Origin of the sequence: Streptomyces sp. NPDC086519 (genome assembly GCF_040686075.1) — a bacterium.
Taxonomy (GTDB): Bacteria; Actinomycetota; Actinomycetes; order Streptomycetales; family Streptomycetaceae; genus Streptomyces; species Streptomyces shenzhenensis.
Genome location: NZ_JBFBJL010000013.1, coordinates 334 through 18967 on the forward strand (window position 1 = coordinate 334; position 18634 = coordinate 18967).

Sequence of the window (18634 nt, forward strand, 5' to 3'; positions counted from 1 at the left end):
CCCCTGACTACCCTGCGCCCCGGTACCGCCCTGAGGACCCTGGAACCCGATCTCACCCTGGGAACCCTGCGCACCAGCCTCGCCCTGACTGCCCTGACTGCCCTGCGTGCCGGCCTCACCCTGACTGCCCTGCCCACCGGGACCACCCTGGGACCCCTGACTACCCTGACTCCCGGTATCGCCCTGACTACCCTGCGCCCCGGTACCGCCCTGAGGACCCTGGAACCCGATCTCACCCTGGGAACCCTGCGCACCAGCCTCGCCCTGACTGCCCTGGCTGCCCTGCGTGCCAGCCTCACCCTGACTGCCCTGCCCACCGGGACCGCCCTGGAACCCCTGGGCTCCGGTGTCCCCCTGACTGCCCTGGCTGCCCTGCACCCCGGCGTCACCCTGCGCACCCTGCGCACCAGCACCGCCCTGCGCACCCTGCTCACCGGTACCACCCTGACTGCCCTGGCTGCCCTGGGCTCCGGCGTCACCCTGACTGCCCTGCACCCCGGCGCCGCCTTGGCTGCCCTGGGATCCGGTGTCCCCCTGGCTGCCCTGACTGCCCTGCACCCCGGTCTCGCCCTGGAACCCCTGAGTCCCGATATCGCCCTGCGGCCCCTGGACCCCGGCACCGCCCTGGAAACCCTGAGTGCCCTGGAACCCCTGACTGCCCTGACTGCCCTGCACCCCCGTCTCACCCTGAGCACCCTGACTGCCCTGGAAACCCTGCACACCCTGATCACCCTGCGCACCCTGCGGACCAGCCCCGGAACCACCCGGACTGCCCTGCGCACCCTGCACACCCTGCGGACCGATACCACCCTGGGCACCCTGAACACCAGCACCACCCTGAACACCAGGACCCCCCTGGAAACCCTGACTCCCCTGGACACCAGACGTACCGCCCTCACCCTGAGAACCCTGACTGCCCTGCGTACCTGCACCACCCTGACTGCCCTGGAAACCCTGACTGCCCAGACCCCCCTGGAACCCCTGCGCACCAAAGTCACCCTGCGCACCCTGCACGCCAAAGTCACCCTGAGTTCCCTGGCTGCCCTGGGCACCGGCACCGCCCTGCGCGCCCTGCGTACCGGCATCGCCCTGCGCCCCCTGCGCGCCGAGACCACCCTGGCTGCCCTGGCTGCCCTGCGCACCGGCATCGCCTTGCGCACCCTGCGTACCAGCACCGCCCTGAGCACCCTGGGCTCCGGTGCCACCCTGGTTACCCTGGCTGCCCTGCGCACCGGTATCACCCTGGGCGCCCTGTGTACCGGCGTCTCCCTGCGCGCCCTGCGCACCGAGACCACCCTGACTGCCCTGCGCTCCGGCACCGCCCTGCGCACCCTGCGCACCAGCACCGCCCTGCGCACCCTGAGCTCCGGTACCACCCTGGCTGCCCTGACTGCCCTGGCTGCCCTGCGCACCAGCACCACCCTGGGCACCCTGCACACCGGCATCTCCCTGCGCGCCCTGCGCACCGAGACCACCCTGACTGCCCTGCGCTCCGGTATCACCCTGCGCACCCTGGGCTCCGGTACCACCCTGGTGACCCTGACTGCCCTGGAATCCCTGCGCACCGGTACCGCCTTGCGTACCCTGCGCACCGGTATCGCCCTGCGCGCCCTGCGCACCAACTCCGCCCTGAGCACCCTGAGCTCCGGTACCGCCCTGATTGCCCTGGCTTCCCTGCGCTCCGGTACCACCCTGCGCACCAACACCGCCCTGGAAACCCTGCGGGCCCTGCGCACCGGTACCACCTTGGAAGCCCTGACTACCCTGCGCACCCGTCTCGCCCTGGAAACCCTGTGGGCCCTGCGGCCCCTGTGGGCCCTGCGGTCCTTGATGGCCGTGATGGCCGTGATGGCCGTGCCCGTCGTGCTCGCCGTGCCCGCCATGCTGACCCTGCTGGCCCTGCCCGTCGTGCTCGCCGTGCTGGCCCTGCCCGCCATGCTGACCCTGGCCGCCATGCCCGTCGTGCTCGCCGTGCTGGCCCTGCCCGCCATGCTGACCCTGCTGGCCCTGCCCGTCGTGCTCGCCGTGCTGGCCCTGCCCGCCATGCTGGCCCTGGCCGCCATGCCCGCCATGCTGGCCGTTATGGTCCGGGGGATCAGGGCGCTTGTGATGCCCCCCGCCGACCCCCGCACGCTCTTCTGGCCTGTTGCCGTCGGGATGAGCGGTTCGCCGTGTACGGGCATCGGCACCGGCGCTCGCGGCGCCGCTCGCACCCGGCGCACCGGGAACGGAATGGGCCGCGGACTTGTCCATGACGTCGGCCGGAGCGGCCGTGGACGAAGCGACGTTCACCGCCACGCCAAAAGTCCCCGCCACCGAGAGCGTGGTGACCATCTGGACCCAAGATCTGCGCAGCAGCCGACGCCTCATCCGGAACTCACCCTCCTGAAAGAACCAACAAGGGATATGCGCACGTGTTCGAAGCGCAAGGGTGCATGCGGTTACATCAGGCCAGCTCGTCGAGCGGCATCAATATGAACGCACATTGCTGATCAACTGCGGCAAGTTCAGCTCGCCGATGTCGCGCCGCTTCATTCCTTCGGCGTACGGATTCAGACGGAAGCTCGTCAGGTGATCCTGCGATGCCGGTGAAGTGGGCGGTTCTTGACCGCGGTGCCGACGGCGCGGGCCGAGCGGCGGAGCCGGTTGCCGACTGCGGCCGTGCGGCCATCCCGTGGCTCACTGTCGCCGGGCGGGGTCCGAAGGCCTGGACCGTCGTCACCCTGGACGCCACGATCATCACGAGCGCGCAGGAAAGAGAGAGAAAGAAAGGGGCCGCGGCCACGTCAAGGGCACAGTCGGCTTCCGCGCGCTGGGCGGCTGGGACTCGAACGCCATCGACAACAAGGTGCGCGCCCTCGCCGGCCAGGCCCTGATCCGGGTGGACGGCGCACGGCGCCGGGACCGCCCACGGATTGCCGAAGCGGCTTGCTTGGGGCACGGAACCAAGGAAACAGGACCGGCGCAGTCGGTATCCGCCGTGCCGGTGCCGGGCATCCGGCCCCACAGGCGAAGGCCTGTCGTCACCACGCTCCCCTCGGGGCGGAGGGGAAAGGCGACGACAGGCCCACAGACCCCGCACCCCTTTGTGCGCGGCCTCGCCGGTTCACACCGCGGCCGGTCGTGACGATCGCTGGTCAGGGCACATCCGGACCGGCCGCGGAGTCTTCGGTGCGGGACTCAGCCCAGCCGCTCCACCAGCGCCCGGTACTCGGCCCACAGTTCCTTCGGGGTGTGGTCGCCGAAGGTGTTCAGGTGGTCGGGGACGAGTGCCGCCTCCTCCCGCCAGATCTCCTTGTCGACGGTCAGCAGGAAGTCGAGGTCACTGTCGTCGAGGTCGAGCCCGTCGGTGTCGAGGGCGTCACGGGTCGGCAGCACACCGATCGGCGTCTCCACACCGTCGGCCTTGCCGTCCAGCCGTTCCACGATCCACTTCAGGACCCGGGAGTTCTCGCCGAAGCCCGGCCAGACGAACTTGCCCTCGTCGTTCTTCCGGAACCAGTTGACGTAGTAGATCTTCGGCAGCTTGGACTGGTCCTTGTCCTTGGCCACGTCGATCCAGTGGGCCATGTAGTCGCCCATGTTGTAGCCGCAGAACGGCAGCATCGCGAACGGGTCGCGGCGCAGTTCGCCGACCTTGCCCTCGGCGGCGGCGGTCTTCTCGGAGGCCACGTTGGCGCCGAGGAAGACACCGTGGTTCCAGTCGAAGGACTCGGTCACCAGCGGTACGGCGGTGGCGCGGCGGCCACCGAAGAGGATCGCCGAGATCGGCACGCCCTTCGGGTCCTCCCACTCCGGCGCGATGATCGGGCACTGCGCGGCGGGGACGGTGAAGCGGGCGTTGGGGTGGGCGGCCGGGGTCTCGGAGTCCGGCGTCCAGTCGTTGCCCTTCCAGTCGGTGAGGTGGGCGGGGGTCTCCTGGGTCATGCCCTCCCACCAGATGTCGTCGTCGTCGGTCAGCGCCACGTTGGTGAAGACGGCGTTGCCCCACAGCGTCTTCATCGCGTTGGCGTTGGTGTGCTCACCGGTGCCGGGCGCGACGCCGAAGAAGCCGGCCTCGGGGTTGATGGCGTACAGGCGGCCGTCCGCGCCGAACCGCATCCAGGCGATGTCGTCGCCGATGGTCTCGACGGTCCAGCCGGAGACGGTGGGCTCCAGCATGGCGAGGTTCGTCTTGCCGCAGGCGCTCGGGAAGGCGGCGGCGACGTACTTGGACTCGCCCTGCGGGGGCGTGAGTTTGAGGATCAGCATGTGCTCGGCGAGCCAGCCCTCGTCGCGTGCCATGACGGAGGCGATGCGCAGGGCATAGCACTTCTTGCCGAGCAGGGCGTTGCCGCCGTAGCCGGAGCCGTAGGACCAGATCTCGCGCGACTCGGGGAAGTGCGAGATGTACTTGGTCTGGTTGCACGGCCAGGGGACGTCGGCCTGGCCCGGCTCCAGCGGGGCGCCGAGGGTGTGGACGGCCTTCACGAAGAAGCCGTCGTCGCCGAGTTCGTCCAGGACGGCCTGGCCCATGCGCGTCATGGTGCGCATGGAGACGGCGACGTACGCCGAGTCGGTGATCTCCACGCCGAGGGCGGAGAGCGGCGAGCCGAGGGGGCCCATGCAGAACGGGACGACGTACATCGTCCGGCCCTTCATCGAGCCGCGGAACAGGCCCTTCTCCCCACTGAAGATCTCCCGCATCTCGGCGGGCGCCTTCCAGTTGTTGGTCGGGCCGGCGTCCTGCTCCTGCTCGGAGCAGATGAACGTGCGGTCCTCGACCCGGGCGACGTCGGTCGGGTCGGAGGCCGCGTAGTAGGAGTGCGGGCGCTTGATCGGGTCGAGCTTCTTGAAGGTGCCCTTCGCCACGAGCTCTTCGCACAGTCGCTCGTACTCGGCCTCGGATCCGTCACACCAGACCACGCTGTCCGGTTGCGTCAGTTCGGCGATCTCGTTGACCCACGAGATCAGTTCCTGATGGTGGGTGGGGATGACGGTGGGAGCCGCGATGTCGCGCGCCACGATTGCTCCTAAATGAGGGATTTTTGATCTTGGGGCCCTGTTTCAGGCCTTGTTGCCCCGTGGGGGCCGCGACCCGGATGCTTCGTAGCCGCTCATCCGGTGTCGACCGCACTCATTTGATACTCCGACTCGATCACCCATCTGTCCAGAGGGAGTCACAGATGAGCGACGTGAGGAAGGCCACGGTTTCTGCGTCCACCTGCGTTTCTTTGCGTCCACATTGAGTTCGCCTCAAGGTCTTTTTGCACGCCCCTGTGGGCGCTGCCGAGGCTCCGTGAGACGATGGCCACTCTGCCGCGACCATCGAGGGCGACTGATCCGTAACTTACGGTTCCGTAGGTACGATGCCCCTCATGAATGCGTCCGCCCCCGACGCGCCCACGGAACCGCCGGCCGCCGGCCGTGGTTCCGCTGCGCTCTCCTCCCTGTCGCAACAGGTCAAGCCCAAACTGCGCGGCTGGCTGCACCTGGGCATGTTCCCGGCCGTACTCATCGCGGGCCTCGTCCTCACCGCCCTCGCCCATTCACCGCGCGGCCGCATCGCCTGCGGGATCTACGCCCTGACGGCGTGCCTGCTGTTCGGCGTGAGCGCGCTGTACCACCGGGGCGACTGGAGCCCGCGCATGGACGGCATCCTGCGCAGACTCGACCACGCCAACATCTTCCTGATCATCGCGGGCACCTACACCCCGTTGACCCTGCTGCTCCTGCCGGGCACCAAGGGCCGGTGGCTACTCTGGGGCATCTGGGCCGCGGCGGCCGCCGGCATCGCCTTCCGGGTCTTCTGGGTCGGCGCTCCGCGCTGGCTGTACACGCCCTGCTACATAGCGATGGGCTGGGCGGCGGTCTTCTACCTGCCCGACTTCATGCACACCGGCGGCATCGCGGTCCTGGTCCTGGTGATCGTGGGCGGCCTGCTCTACAGCGCGGGCGGCGTGATCTACGGCATCAAGCGCCCGAACCCGTCACCGCGCTACTTCGGGTTCCACGAGGTGTTCCACTCCCTCACGCTGGCCGCGTTCGTCGTCCACTACGTCGGCATCTCCCTGGTGGCCTACCAGCACGCGTAGCCCCATCGCCGCTCCTCCGAGTGGCCACGGCTTTCGAGCCGTGGCCACTTTTTTCATGCCCTCACACACGTTCCGACACCCGCTCGCCATTGACAGTAACTACATTTTGAGAGCTACTCTCACTTCATGGCTACTGTCACTCACCTGGAAGAGACGCACCAGAACCCCCGCCGCTGGTGGGCCCTGGGCGCTCTGGTCGCGAGCATGCTGGTGCTCGGATTCGACACGACGATCCTCAACGTGGCGCTCCCGACGATGGCCCGGGAACTCGGCGCCACCACCAGCCAGCAGCAGTGGATGGCGGACGCGTACGTCATCGTCTTCGCGTCGCTGATGCTCCCCGCCGGACTCCTCGGCGACCGCTTCGGCCGCCGCCGGATGCTCGTCGCCGGCCTGGCGGTCTTCCTGGCCGGCTCGGTGCTGGGCTCGCTGGCCGGCGACGTGAACTGGGTGATCGCCGCCCGCACCGTGATGGGCGTCGGCGCCGCGCTGGTGATGCCGCTCGCGATGTCCGTGCTGCCCTCGCTGTTCGGGCCTGCCGAGCGCACCCGGGCCGTCGGCATCGTCTCGGCCGCCTCGGCGCTCGGCCTGCCGCTCGGCCCGATCATCGGCGGCTTCCTGCTCAACCACTTCTGGTGGGGCTCGGTCTTCCTGATCAACGTGCCGATGGCCGCCGTCGGGATCGCCGCCTGCGTCTTCCTGCTCCCCGAGACCAGCGACCCCGCGTCGCCCAGGGTCGACGCCCTCTCCACCGCGCTCACCGCGATCGGCCTCGGCGCCCTGGTCTACGCGATCATCGAGGCCCCCGACCGCGGCTGGGGGGACCCGCTGGTGCTGGCCCTGTTCACGGTCGCCGTCGTCCTCGTCACGGCCCTGGTGCTGCGCGAACGCCAGGCCGGCCGCCCCATGCTCGACATGGCGCTCCTCACCCACCGCGGCTTCCTGCTCAACGCCCTCGCGGCGACGCTCGTGATGTTCGTGCTCTCCGGCCTGCTGTTCGTGCTGCCGCAGTATCTCCAGGCGGTCCTCGGCAACGACGCCCTCGGCACCGGCCTGCGGCTGCTGCCGATGATGGGCGGCCTGATCGTCGCCGCGCGGGCCGGCCAGCCGGTCGTCGCCCAGTTCGGCGCCCGCGCCGTGGTCGCCGCGGGCCTGGTCGTGCTCGCCTTCGCCGCGCTCCTCGGCAGCCGTACGTCGGTGAGCGACGGCTACGGCTTCACCGCGCTGTGGCTGTCCGTCGCGGGCCTCGGCTTCGGCTTCTCGGTGGTCCCGGCCATGGACGGCGCCCTCGCCGCCCTGCCCGCGGACCGGGCCGGCAGCGGTTCCGGACTGCTGATGACACTGCGCCAGGTCGGCGGCGCGATCGGCATCGCCCTGCTCGGCAGCCTGCTGGCGAGCGCCTTCCGCGACCGCCTGGACGTGACCGGCCTGCCCGCTCCGCTCGGCCACACCGCCGGCGAGTCGGTGGTCGCCGCCCACCTGGTCGCCGCGAAGACCGGCTCCGCCCGCCTCGTCGGCTCCGCGAACGCCTCGTACGTCCACGGCATGGGCCTGGTCCTGGTGGTGTGCGGCATCGCCGCGCTCGCCACCGCCCTGCTGGCCGCCGCGTTCCTGCCCAACGCCCCCACCGAGCACCGTACCGAGGGGGACGAGTCCCCGGCCGTGGCCCCCGCCGCCGCCGATGCCGGACAATGAGCAGCATGACGGCACCAGACACCTCCTTCTCCTCCGCCGGCAGTCCCAGGCTCGGTCTGCGCGAGCGGAAGAAGATCAAGACCCGCGAGGCGATCCGCACCGCGACCTACGCGCTGGTCGAGGAGCAGGGGTACGAGGCGACGACGATCGAGCAGATCGCCGAGCGGGCCGAGGTGTCGCCGTCGACGGTCTTCCGGTACTTCCCGACCAAGGAGGACATCGTCCTCACGGACGAGTACGACCCGCTGATCATGGAGGAGCTCCGGTCCCGGCCCGCCGACGAGCCGTGGCCGGACTCCCTCCGCTACGTGATGCACCGGGCGGTCTCGCTCGGCATGAAGGACTCCCACGCGGTCTCCCGGCTGCGCACCCGGCTGATGGTCGAGGTCCCCTCGGTGCGCTCCCGGATGATGGAGAGCATGTCGGAGACCGGCCGGATGCTCTGCCAGGCCATCGGTGAACGCACCGGCCGCGACCCCGACAGCCTGGAGGTCCGGGTCTACGCGATGTCCATCGTCGGCGGGCTCATGGAGACCTCGATGTACTGGGCGGAGCAGGACCACGCGCCCGACTTCGAGGCGCTCGTCGACCGTGCCCTCAACGTCATCGAGCACGGCCTGCCTCAGGAAAACCACTGAGGCCACGGCCCTCACCCGTGCCATCCTGACCAGGTGAACGCTCCCGAGATCCAGGTCGAAGTCGCTCCCGAGCTCGCCCTGTTCGTCCCGCACGCCCGCCGCGTCGGCGCCCATCCGCTCACCGTCGACGGCGTCTCGACACTCGGCCACGTGATCGAATCCCTCGGCGTCCCGCTGACCGAGGTCGGCTCCCTCGTGGTGGACGGCCGTCAGGTCCCGCCGGCCCACGTCCCGGCGCACGGCGAGTCGGTGGCCGTCCGCACCGTGCGGCGCCCGCAGCGGGTCCCCGGCGCTCCGCTCCGCTTCCTGCTCGACGTCCACCTCGGCACCCTCGCCCGCCGCCTCCGCCTCCTCGGCGTGGACACGGCGTACGAGTCGACGGACATCGGCGACCCGGCCCTCGCGGCCCGCTCGGCGGCGGAGAAGCGCGTGCTGCTGAGCCGCGACCGGGGCCTGCTGCGCCGCCGCGAACTCTGGGCCGGCGCCTACGTCTACAGCACCAGCCCCGACGACCAACTCCACGACGTCCTGGACCGGTTCGCCCCCGCCCTGCGCCCCTGGACCCGCTGCACGGCCTGCAACGGCCTGCTGAAGGACGCGACGAAGGAAGAGGTGGCGGACCAGCTGAAGGGCGGGACCCAGAAGTCGTACGACGTCTTCGCGCAGTGCGAGGAGTGCGGCCGCGCGTACTGGAAGGGCGCGCACCACCAGCAGCTGGAGGCCATCGTGGCACGCGCCCTCGCCGAGTTCGCCAGAACCTGAACCGGTCCGGGCCCGCGGTCAGTTGCGGCCCAGCGCCCGGTACTCCCAGCCGGCCGCGCGCCACTGGGCGGGGTCGAGGGCGTGCCGGCCGTCCACGACCCGGCGCCGGTTCACCACGGCGCCCATGGCCTGCGGGTCGATCTCCCGGAACTGCGTCCACTCGGTGAGCAGGACCACGACATCGGCGCCCGCGGCGGCCTGCAACGCGTCGGTCCCGTACCGCAACTCGGGATGGACGCGGCGGGCGTTGTCCATCGCCACCGGGTCGTAGACCGTCACCAGGGCGCCGGCCCGGTGCAGGGTGGCGGCGACGTCCAGCGCGGGCGCGTCCCGGATGTCGTCGGAGTTGGGCTTGAAGGCCGCCCCGAGCGCGGCCACCTTCGTCCCGGCGAGATCGCCGCCGACCAGCTCACGGACCAGGTCCACGGTGCGGGCCCGGCGACGCTGGTTGATGGCGTCCACCTCGCGCAGGAAGGCGACCGCCTGGGCGACGTCCAGTTCCTCGGCACGGTGGATGAACGCCCGGATGTCCTTGGGCAGGCAGCCGCCGCCGAAGCCCAGCCCCGGCTTCAGGAACCGGCCCCCGATCCGGTCGTCGTAGGCCAGCGCCTCCGCCAGCCGGTGCACGTCGGCGCCGGTGGCCTCGCAGACCTCCGCCATGGCGTTGATGTACGAGATCTTCGTGGCGAGGAAGGAATTGGCGGCGACCTTGACCAGTTCGGCGGTGGGCAGGTCGGCGACCACCACCGGGGTGCCCTGGGCGATGACGGGCGCGAACGCCGCGCGCAGCTGCCGCTCCGCCCACGCGGACTCGGTGCCGAACACCAGCCGGTCGGGGTGGAGGGTGTCCTCCACGGCGAAGCCCTCCCGCAGGAACTCCGGGTTCCAGGCCAGCTCCACGGCGTCCCCGGCCGGGGCGGTGGTGCGGACCAGCTCCGCCAGCCTGGCCGCGGTGCCCACCGGCACCGTCGACTTCCCGACCACCAGGGCCCGGCGGTTCAGGTGCCGGGCCAGTTCGGTCACCGCGCCCTCCACATGGCGCAGGTCCGCGGCGTAGGAACCGGGCTGCTGCGGGGTGCCCACGCAGACGAAGTGGATGTCGCCGAACTCCGCGGCCTGAGCGAGGCTGGTCGTGAAGTGCAGCCGGCCGGATTCCTGGGCCTTGACCAGGAGTTCGGGCAGCCCTGGCTCGAAGAACGGCACCTGCCCGGCTCTCAGCAGCTCGATCTTGCCGGGATCCACGTCGACGCCGAGCACCTCGTAGCCGAGGGCCGCCATGCAGACGGCGTGCGTGGCACCCAGGTAGCCGGTGCCTATGACGGTCAGGCGGGGGGCGTCGGTGCCGACAGTGCCGTCGATGCCGTCGATGCCGTCGATGCCGTCGATGCCGTGGGAAAGAGTGTCCATGATGCCTCCGAGGAGATTCCGATATGTGGACGAAAGGTGCATACGGGGGCGCGTTCGGTGCAGAGCGATGGGGATGGGGGCGTGACGAGGGGAGCGAACGGGGCCCGGTGTGGGTCGGGCCCCGTCGCGTCAGGAGGCGCAGGCGATGTTGGCGAGGCCCTTCGCCGCGTCGGCGACCTTGTTGTCGCAGGTGACCTTGTTGTTCTCGGCGGGCGCGAAGTGGAAGCCGTAACCTGGCCCGTCCACCTGCGCGGTGTTGGCCTGGAACACGTTTCCGGTGCCCCAGCCGTCGAGGATCCGGTGGGTCTGGAAGCCGTCCTCACGGGAGTGACGGCCCACGTTGCCCTTGATCAGCCAGTCGTTGCCCTTGACGTCGACCCAGGAGTCGTTGTGCCCTCCGCTGAGGCCGGCGCCGTCGAACGTGTTGCCGATCAGGGAGCCCCCGGTGGTGCCCTCCTTGATGTCGACGGACTCGGCGGTGGTGTCGCTGATGTGGTTGCCGCGGATCACGTTGTCGTCGCTCTTGTCGGGCTTGCAGCCGGTGACGGTGCACCAGTTGGACTCCGCCGACCCGACGTAGATGCCCTCGCCGAACTGCTCCTTGCGCTTGCCCGTGGCGCGGACGGTGTTGCCCTCGACCACGTTGCCGGAGCTGAAGTCGCGCAGGTGGATGCCCTCGTCACCGATGTTCTCGACGGTCAGGCCCTGGATGACGGTGCCCTGGACGCCGTCGGCCATGACGCCCTTCTGACCGTTGCGCACGGTGAAGCCGATCAGCCGCCAGTGGCTGGCGCCGTCGAGGTGGAAGGCGTAACCGCCGTCGACGCCACCCGCGTCGATCACCGCGCCGGGGCCGCCGCACAGGAAGACCGGCCGGTCCGCCGTACCGGGGGTGGTGGCGGTGAAGCGGTCCGAGTAGACCCCGTCCTGCATCTTGATGACGGCGCCGGGCCGGGCCTGGTCCAGCGCCTCCTGAAGGGACTTGGCGTCGCTGACGGTGACGGTGGCGGCCGGGCACGTCACCGGTCCGGTGGCCACGGCCGCGGCCGAGCCGGTCGCGGTGGGCGTGGCCGTCCCGTCGGTGGCCGCCGTGCCGCCCGGTGCCGGGCCGGAGGCCGTGGCACCGGAGCCGTCGGTGGCGCCCCCGTCGTCCGTGGGTTCGGCGACCGGGATGGTGGGACCGGCGGAGGGACCGGCGCCGTACACGACGGACCGGTCGTCGCCGGCGGAGACCCCCGCCACGATCAGTGCCACCACCGAGATCAGCAGGGCGGCCGAGGCCACCCACAGCGGCGGACCGCCGGCGAGCCAGATCCGGCGCAGCCGCTCCGCGGCGGGCCCGCCCGCCGGAGAGCCGCCGGCTGGCGGGCTGTCGCCCCGCGCCGCGTCGGCGCCGGGTCCGCCGGGGCCGGGTCCGCCGGGGGCAGGACCGCCGGGGGCAGGACCGCCGGGGCCAGGTCCACCGGGGCCAGGTCCACCGTCGCCAGGTCCATCGGCGCCGGGTCCGCCGTCGCCGGGCGTTGCCGGGAAGTCGTCGCTCATTCGCTCATCACCGGCTCCCGTCGGCGGCCTGCCACGGCGATCTCCTCCGGCGGCGGGGCGGGCAGCGGTGCCTTGTCGGAGTACGGGTGGAGGATGCCGGCGCCCCGCCCGTTGCCGCGCCGCCGGCGCCGGCCCATGGCGGCCGAGAACAGGATCAGCAGCAGCATGCCCGTCCACAGCAGGGTCATCGGGCTCGCGTAGTGCTTGACCTTGACCCAGAACGAACTGGTGTCGTACCAGGCGAAGGTCTGGTTCTCCTTGATGGACGCACCGCCGTGGGAACGGCTGGAGTCCAGCGCGCTGGGGCCGACCCCGGCGATGACGTTGAAGGAGACCGTCGTGCCGTCCACGCCGCCGACCAGGCTGACGCCGTGGTTGGTGGCGTCCTGGACGGTGTTGCCGCGTATCTCGGCGGCCGAGTCGCGCACGTACACACCGGTCTCGGGCCCGTCGATGATGTTTCCGGTGACCGTGGCACCGGTGACCCCGTCGCGTACCGAGATGCCCTGCCGCTTCTGGCCGGTCAGCCGGTTGCCGGTGATGGACACCTTGTCCGCCGCCAGGCGGGCCACGATGCCCATGTCGCCGCCCTCGATGCGGTTGTTCTGCACCCCGACGTCGAAACCGCCCAGCACCTCGACGCCGTACCGGCCGTTGTCCTTGGCCACGCTGTTGGCGACCGAGTTGGAACCGTAGCTGTCGACCGCCTGCCCGGAGGCGGAGGGGCCGTCGGCGAGCGGCCGGCCGCTGAGCGTGTAGCCGTTGCCGCCGTTGCCCTCGGCCGTGGAACCGCTGATGCGCACCTGCTGGGTGGCCCGGGAGAGGATGAACCCGTTGCCGCCGTTGTTCTTGGCGACCGTGCGCTGCACGAGCGAACTGGAGACGAAGCGGTGCAGCACCACCCCGTCCTCCAGGCTGTTCTCCACGGTCGTGTCGCTGATCTCGATCCCGGTCGCGCTGGAGATGAAGATCCCGAAGGCGTTGCCGGTGATGGTCGAGTGGGTGATGGACCCGGAGACGTAGGAGAGCCCGGCGGCGGAGAACCGGGCGTCGGGTGTGGTCAGGGCACCCGAGGGCATGGCCGTGATGTCACCGCTGCTGGTGTTCTGGCCGTCCTGCGCGTCGCGCTGGGCACGTGCCCGCTCGCGCGCGGTCTTGCCGTGCACCTGGCCGGCGTTCTCCAGCGAGCCGGTGTTCGGCCGGTCGGTGCCGGTGAGGCTGAGCCCGCCGGTGCGGCCGCTCCAGAAGCCCAGGTTCGCGAGTTTGGTGTGCGTCATCTCGAACTGGCCGCCGATGGTGCGGATGTACGCGCGGCCGTCCCGGACGTCGGTGTCGGCCTTGTCGGCCTGCGGGTCCCAGCTGGTGATGGTCAGCGGCGCCTGGGCGGTGCCCTGGAGGGACAGTTCGCCGCCGAAGGAGACGATGGAGACGAAGCCGCTGCGGTTGCTGGCCATCCGCAGGGTGAGGCCGCCCGGGTTGGACAGCTTCAGTTTGGCGCCGACGTTGAGATAGATGTTCTCGGTCAGCACATAGGAGCCGTCCTTGCGCCGCACGAAGGTCTGCGGGGCGAGTTTCAGCAGGTCGGCGACCGTGTAGGCGGCGCTGCGGTCGGTGAGGACCAGGGTGTACCCGTTGTCGGTGTCGAGCCGGTACGGCACGGTCCACTTGGTGCTCTGCAGGGGCGCCACCGAGGTGAACGCCCGGACCTGGTTGAGCCGGTGGTCCTCGTCGGCCACGAGCGCGGCCTGGGTCTCCGCGTCCTCGGCGGCCAGTTTCTGCTTCCTGTCGCCGCCCCCGTCGGCGTGCGCCGTGGCCGAGGTGCCCAGCAGCAGCGTCACGGCCACCGCGAAGGCGCCCAGCACGGCCGCCGCTCCGGCACCGGCCCGGCGCAGCCGGGTGCCGGAGCCGGGTCTTCTCTTCGTCACGAGATCCGTCAGGAGATTCGTCATGAGACGGGTTGCCATGGCGTCAGACCACCTCGGGCTGGAGGGCGGGGTGGCTCTGGCCGCCCGCGGCGGGTCCGGCGAGGGTGGCCGCGCTCTGGCCCTCGCCTCCGATGCTGGTGCTGCTGCGGGTGAGCCAGCCCTGCTTGTTCATGGTGACGAAGGCGTACAGCTTGATCGGCAGCGAGATCATGATGACCACGAGGGCGGTCAGCGGCAGCAGGAAGATCTCCTGCGGGTGCCTGCGCAGGTGCGAGTAGCCGCGGACGGCACGGCCCAGGAGCAGCCAGATCAGGGTGAGGGCGATGCCGCGGCCGGTGAAGTCCAGCCGGCTGGTCAGCAGATAGCCGAGGGCCATGCCCATGGTCACCGGGGTCAGCAGGATCTGCAGCACCGTGATCTTGGTGACCAGCGGGACCCGCCACAGCCAGCCCTTGTACACAGCGGTCAGGTAGCACCGGTAGGAGTTGCGGCTCCACCGGACGCGCTGCTTCACGAAGGCCCGGAAGGACGAGGGGAACATGGAGATCGCCCGCGCGGAGGACTGGTGCACGGTCTTGTAGCCCGACGCGAGGACCAGCCAGGTCAGCCTGCCGTCGTCGCCCGCCACACAGCGGCGGCCGAGGAAGAACTCGTTCTCCAGGTTCTCCAGCACGGGCAGGACCGCCTCGCGGCGGTAGGCGGCGGTACGGCCGGACAGACAGGCCACGGCACCGGCCCGGCCCATGGCCGGTACGTAGTCGTAGTACCGGAGGTTGACCAGCCAGTCGGCGATACGGCGCCATACGCTGGTGGTGCGCTGGTAGACGTTCTGCTGGGTGCCCACGCCGCCGACCGCGGGGTCCGCGAACGGCATCTGCACGGCGTCCAGCAGTCCCGGCTCCCAGCGGGTGTCGGAGTCCACCAGGACGAGGAGTTCGCTGGTGGCGGCCCGTATGCCGACCCCCAGCGCGGAGCGTTTCCCTCGGTGCTCGAAGGCGAGCACCCGGACCCGGGGGTCCTCCACCAGCGACAGCCGGTGCAGTACCTCGTGGTCCTCCACGTCGGGGACGATGATGATCTCAGCGGGATCCTGGGCGAGCCAGGTCTCCAGACACTCCAGCAGGATCTCCGGGTCTTCCCGGTAGGCCGGAACCACCACGGAGACGCTGGTACGGAAGTCGTTGACGACCGGCTTGGCAAACCGCGAGAGCACCGCCCGGTACAGCCAGAGCAGCCAGACGAACAGTCCGGCAAGCCCCAGCGGCATCAGCTCTCGCCACGAAGTTTCCCCCACAGCCTCGACGATCCACGACCAGACCTGGTCGAAGAACTCGGACAAAGTTGCGCTCTCCCCCCACATGACACGACTGCCACGGCCCGAAATGAGACAGAACCGGGCACTGCTCCAGCGATGCTAGGGGCCCTTGGGTGAACAGCGATCACACAAGACGCAAACTTCACTTACAAAGTCTTCACGTCCACCCCGCCCCAACCGTGATGGTGTGTCACACCTGTCACGGCATGGGGTGGATCTTATGAGGAAGATGTGAAGAGTGTGCACTCGGCCGATAAATGGCATGTTTCAAGACAACGAGCTCCGCGCCCCGTAAGGGGCGCGGAGCTCGTTGTCGGCCTGCGGCTGGGGGTCGTAGGGCGGTGGTCGGGGTTTCGGCGCCCCTCAGCCTCCGAGTGCCGCCTTCAGCCGTTCCGGGTCGGTGGTCGGGGCGTCACAGGTGAAGTGGCGGCACACGTACGCGGCCGCCTTACCGCCGACGAGCGGCCGCCCCGCCAGCAACGGGAACTCGTCGCTCTCCAGAGTTCCCGTCGCCACGACCGCACCGGGTGCGGTGCCCAGGAGTGCCGTGCGGTGCAGGGCGGCCGCGCCGGCGTCCGCGGCGTCCGGTCCGACGACCGCGACCTCGCGCGGCCCGTCGAGCAGCGCCTCGGCGACGGCGAGGCCCCATCCGATGAAGCGCGGCACGCGCGGTCCGAGTGTCCCGACGATCCCCAACGCCCGTTCCGCGGCGGTGCGATGGGGTTCGGAGCCGGTGTGGGCCGCATAGCCGAGCAGGGCGCCGGCCGCGGCGGTCCAGCCCGAGGGGGTGGCGTTGTCGGTCGGGTCCTGCGGCCTGCGGATGAGCCGCTCGGCGTCGGCGGCGGTGTCGTAGAGGGCGCCGGACTCCGGGCTCTCCTGGTCGGTGAAGCGGGCCAGGACATGGCCGAGCAGGAGCCCGGCGAACTCCAGCCAGACACCCTCACCGGTCACGGAGGCGAGCGCGAGGAAGCCCTCGGCCACATCGCCGTAGTCCTCCAGCACGCCCGCGTTGGCGCCGGCCCGGCCGTCCCGGCTGGTGCGGGCGAGCCGCGCGTGCTCGTCGAGATGGAGCCGCACGAGGAGATCGGCGGCGCCGACGGCGGCGTCGACCAGGTCGGGGCGGTCGAAGTAGGCGCCGGTCTCGGCGAGCGCGGCGACGGCGAGGCCGTTCCAGGCGGCGACGACCTTGTCGTCACGGCCCGGGGCCGGGCGATCGGCCCGTGCGGCCAGCAGGCGCCGCTTGACCGAGGCGATCCGCTCGGCGTCGAACACGCCTTCCTGCTGCGGGAGCTGCAGCACGGACTGGCCCTTCTCGAAGGTGCCGTCCTCGGTGACGCCGAAGTACTGGGCGGCCAGGTCCGCGTCCTCGCCCAGGACCTCGCGGAACTGGGCGGGCGTCCACACGTAGTACGCGCCCTCGACGTGCCGACCGCTCCCGTCGTCGCTGTCGGCGTCGAGCGCGGAGGCGAACCCGCCCTCGCCGGTGCGCAGTTCCCGGACCATGAAGTCGGCGGTCTCCAGGGCGACCCGGCGGGCCAGCTCGGAGCCCGTGGCCCGCCACAGGTGCGCGTACACCCGGCAGAGCAGGGCGTTGTCGTAGAGCATCTTCTCGAAGTGGGGGACGATCCAGTCGCGGTCGACGGAGTAGCGGGCGAAGCCGCCGCCGAGCTGGTCGTAGAGGCCGCCGCGGGCCATCCGCTCACAGGTGTCCGCGGCCATCTGCAGGGCGCCCTCGGCGCCGGTGCGGGCGTGGTGGCGCAGCAGGAACTCGATGACCATGGACGGCGGGAACTTGGGGGCGCCGCCGAATCCGCCGCGCTGCGGGTCGTACTCGCGGGTGAGCCCGAGCAGCGCCTGCGCGAGTTCCTGCTCGCCGGGCGGCCGGCCGCCCTGGTGTCCGAGCTCCCGCTGGGCGAGGTCGCGGACGATCTTCCCGGCGACCTCGGCGACCTCGTCGCGCCGGTCGGCCCAGGCGGCCCGGACACCCTCCAGGACCTGCCGGAAGGAGGGCATGCCGTGGCGCGGGGCGGGCGGGAAGTAGGTGCCGAAGTAGAAGGGTTCGGCGTCGGAGGTGAGGAAGACGGTCATGGGCCAGCCGCCCTGTCCGGTGGCGGCCTGTACGGCCTCCATGTAGACGGCGTCCACGTCCGGCCGCTCCTCGCGGTCGACCTTGATGCTGACGAAGTGCTCGTTGAGGAAGTCGGCGGTGGCCCCGTCCTCGAAGGACTCGTGGGCCATGACATGGCACCAGTGGCAGGAGCTGTACCCGACGCTCAGCAGGACGGGCTTGTTCGCGGTCCGCGCCGCCTCGAAGGCTTCGGCCGACCACGGCCACCAGTCGACGGGGTTGTCGGCGTGCTGGAGGAGGTACGGGGACGTCTCATGGGCCAGTCGGTTCACCCTCCCACTCTCCCACGGGGTCGGGAGCCGCGTAGAAGCGCAGATTCACCCGGCGCGCCCCCTCGGGTACGGCGTCGTCGGGGTGGCTGTAGCGGTCGAGGAGTTCCTGGTAGGCACGGACGAAGTCGTGCAGGTCGTTCTTGGTCATCCAGGTGCCGGTGCGCTGCACCTGGGCCCAGCCCTGCGGGCCCCGGTACTCCTCGTGGGCGCGGCGGAAGAGCCTGGTGTCGACCTCGATCTTCAGGAGGGCGAGGTGCTCGGCCGCCGCGTACTCCTCCGTGGTCATCGTGGCCGGGTCGGGTGCGGTGTGGCTGAAGGGCAGGCTCCGCCACCAGCGCTCGCGGCCGCCCGACTTCTCCGGGATCTCCTCAATTAGCTTCTGCTCGGCGAGTTTTCGCAGGTGGTAGCTGGTGGTGCCGGAACTCTCGCCGAGTTCGCGGGCGAGCACCGTGGAGTTCGCCTCGCCGTGCCGGCCGAGGTAGTCGAGGATCCGACGGCGCAGGGGGTTGCCCAGGGATTTGTAGAGGGCGGTGCGCTCCAGGCTGGTCAGCTCGGCGGGGGCGGCGGGCGTCTCGGCGGAGGTGGCGGGCGGGTCCGCGGGTACGGCGGGCTTCTCGGCGGAGGTGGCGGGCTCGGGGGCTCCGGCCGTGCGGGGCGTGCCGTCGGTCATGCGGCCACCGTAGCCCTGAGAACCCTGAGACATCCCTGACCTTCCCCCGATGTCCGCCGAATTTTCTTTGCAGAATTTTCTCTGCGGTCTAGCGTGAAGGCAATGGGCGGGAGCCGAGCGATTCACAGGTTCCACAGCCACGGTTCCGGAACAAGGCAAGGGGGAAAACGTGTTGAACCGGTTAACGGCGACCCGGACCCGAAGGA

The 18634-nt window shown here is 70.6% G+C and carries 12 protein-coding genes; 5 read left to right on the forward strand and 7 right to left on the reverse strand.

Annotated elements, in window-relative coordinates:
• Nucleotides 1–2478: hypothetical protein (locus AB0P24_RS14450; protein WP_365793724.1), on the forward strand; the 2478-nt coding region annotated here is incomplete at its 5' end.
• Nucleotides 2479–3180: 702 nt separating this feature from the next.
• Here AB0P24_RS14450 and AB0P24_RS14455 read toward each other — a convergent pair.
• A complete protein-coding gene (locus tag AB0P24_RS14455) occupies nt 3181–5004 on the reverse strand; it encodes a phosphoenolpyruvate carboxykinase (GTP) (protein ID WP_365793726.1) in 1824 nt (607 codons plus the stop codon).
• Nucleotides 5005–5357: 353 nt separating this feature from the next.
• Here AB0P24_RS14455 and AB0P24_RS14460 point away from each other — a divergent pair, with 353 nt between their 5' ends.
• From AB0P24_RS14460 to AB0P24_RS14475, 4 genes are all read left to right on the forward strand, one after another.
• Nucleotides 5358–6074, forward strand: a complete 717-nt coding sequence (locus AB0P24_RS14460) for a hemolysin III family protein (RefSeq protein WP_365793728.1) — start codon at nt 5358–5360, stop codon at nt 6072–6074.
• A 126-nt stretch (nt 6075–6200) separates the two neighbouring features.
• On the forward strand, nt 6201–7769 hold the full coding sequence (locus tag AB0P24_RS14465; RefSeq protein ID WP_365793730.1) for an MFS transporter: 1569 nt from the start codon (nt 6201–6203) through the stop codon (nt 7767–7769).
• Entirely contained in the window at nt 7766–8407 is a 642-nt protein-coding gene (locus tag AB0P24_RS14470) for a TetR family transcriptional regulator (protein WP_365793732.1), read from the forward strand. The genes AB0P24_RS14465 and AB0P24_RS14470 overlap by 4 nt, the downstream gene beginning before the upstream one ends.
• A 33-nt stretch (nt 8408–8440) precedes the next feature.
• Entirely contained in the window at nt 8441–9169 is a 729-nt protein-coding gene (locus AB0P24_RS14475) for a Mut7-C RNAse domain-containing protein (RefSeq protein WP_365793734.1), read from the forward strand.
• 18 nt (nt 9170–9187) lie between these two features.
• Here the strand turns inward: AB0P24_RS14475 and AB0P24_RS14480 are convergent, their stop codons facing one another.
• From AB0P24_RS14480 to AB0P24_RS14505, 6 genes are all read right to left on the reverse strand, one after another.
• Nucleotides 9188–10576 carry a UDP-glucose/GDP-mannose dehydrogenase family protein gene (locus tag AB0P24_RS14480; RefSeq protein WP_365793736.1) on the reverse strand — a complete coding sequence of 463 codons (1389 nt, stop codon included), beginning with the start codon at nt 10574–10576 and terminating at the stop codon, nt 9188–9190.
• A gap of 129 nt (nt 10577–10705) precedes the next feature.
• Complete coding sequence (locus tag AB0P24_RS14485; RefSeq protein WP_365793738.1) at nt 10706–11860, reverse strand: right-handed parallel beta-helix repeat-containing protein; 1155 nt, start codon at nt 11858–11860, stop codon at nt 10706–10708.
• Between the two features lie 254 nt (nt 11861–12114).
• Nucleotides 12115–14082, reverse strand: coding sequence for a right-handed parallel beta-helix repeat-containing protein (locus AB0P24_RS14490; protein ID WP_365793740.1), 1968 nt, complete (start codon nt 14080–14082; stop codon nt 12115–12117).
• 4 nt (nt 14083–14086) lie between these two features.
• Entirely contained in the window at nt 14087–15382 is a 1296-nt protein-coding gene (locus AB0P24_RS14495) for a glycosyltransferase family 2 protein (RefSeq protein ID WP_365793742.1), read from the reverse strand.
• Between the two features lie 339 nt (nt 15383–15721).
• Complete coding sequence (locus AB0P24_RS14500; RefSeq protein ID WP_365793744.1) at nt 15722–17758, reverse strand: thioredoxin domain-containing protein; 2037 nt, start codon at nt 17756–17758, stop codon at nt 15722–15724.
• Complete coding sequence (locus AB0P24_RS14505) at nt 17739–18428, reverse strand: helix-turn-helix domain-containing protein (protein ID WP_365793746.1); 690 nt, start codon at nt 18426–18428, stop codon at nt 17739–17741. The genes AB0P24_RS14500 and AB0P24_RS14505 overlap by 20 nt, the downstream gene beginning before the upstream one ends.
• Nucleotides 18429–18634 lie beyond the last annotated feature (206 nt).

Excerpts from the sequence above, each read along its gene's own strand:
- AB0P24_RS14460 (WP_365793728.1), top strand. The coding sequence starts at position 5,358 with ATGAATGCGTCCGCCCCCGACGCGCCCACGGAACCGCCGGCCGCCGGC.
- AB0P24_RS14465 (WP_365793730.1), top strand. The coding sequence starts at position 6,201 with ATGGCTACTGTCACTCACCTGGAAGAGACGCACCAGAACCCCCGCCGC.
- AB0P24_RS14470 (WP_365793732.1), top strand. The coding sequence starts at position 7,766 with ATGAGCAGCATGACGGCACCAGACACCTCCTTCTCCTCCGCCGGCAGT.
- AB0P24_RS14480 (WP_365793736.1), bottom strand. The coding sequence starts at position 10,576 with ATGGACACTCTTTCCCACGGCATCGACGGCATCGACGGCATCGACGGC.
- AB0P24_RS14490 (WP_365793740.1), bottom strand. The coding sequence starts at position 14,082 with ATGGCAACCCGTCTCATGACGAATCTCCTGACGGATCTCGTGACGAAG.
- AB0P24_RS14505 (WP_365793746.1), bottom strand. The coding sequence starts at position 18,428 with ATGACCGACGGCACGCCCCGCACGGCCGGAGCCCCCGAGCCCGCCACC.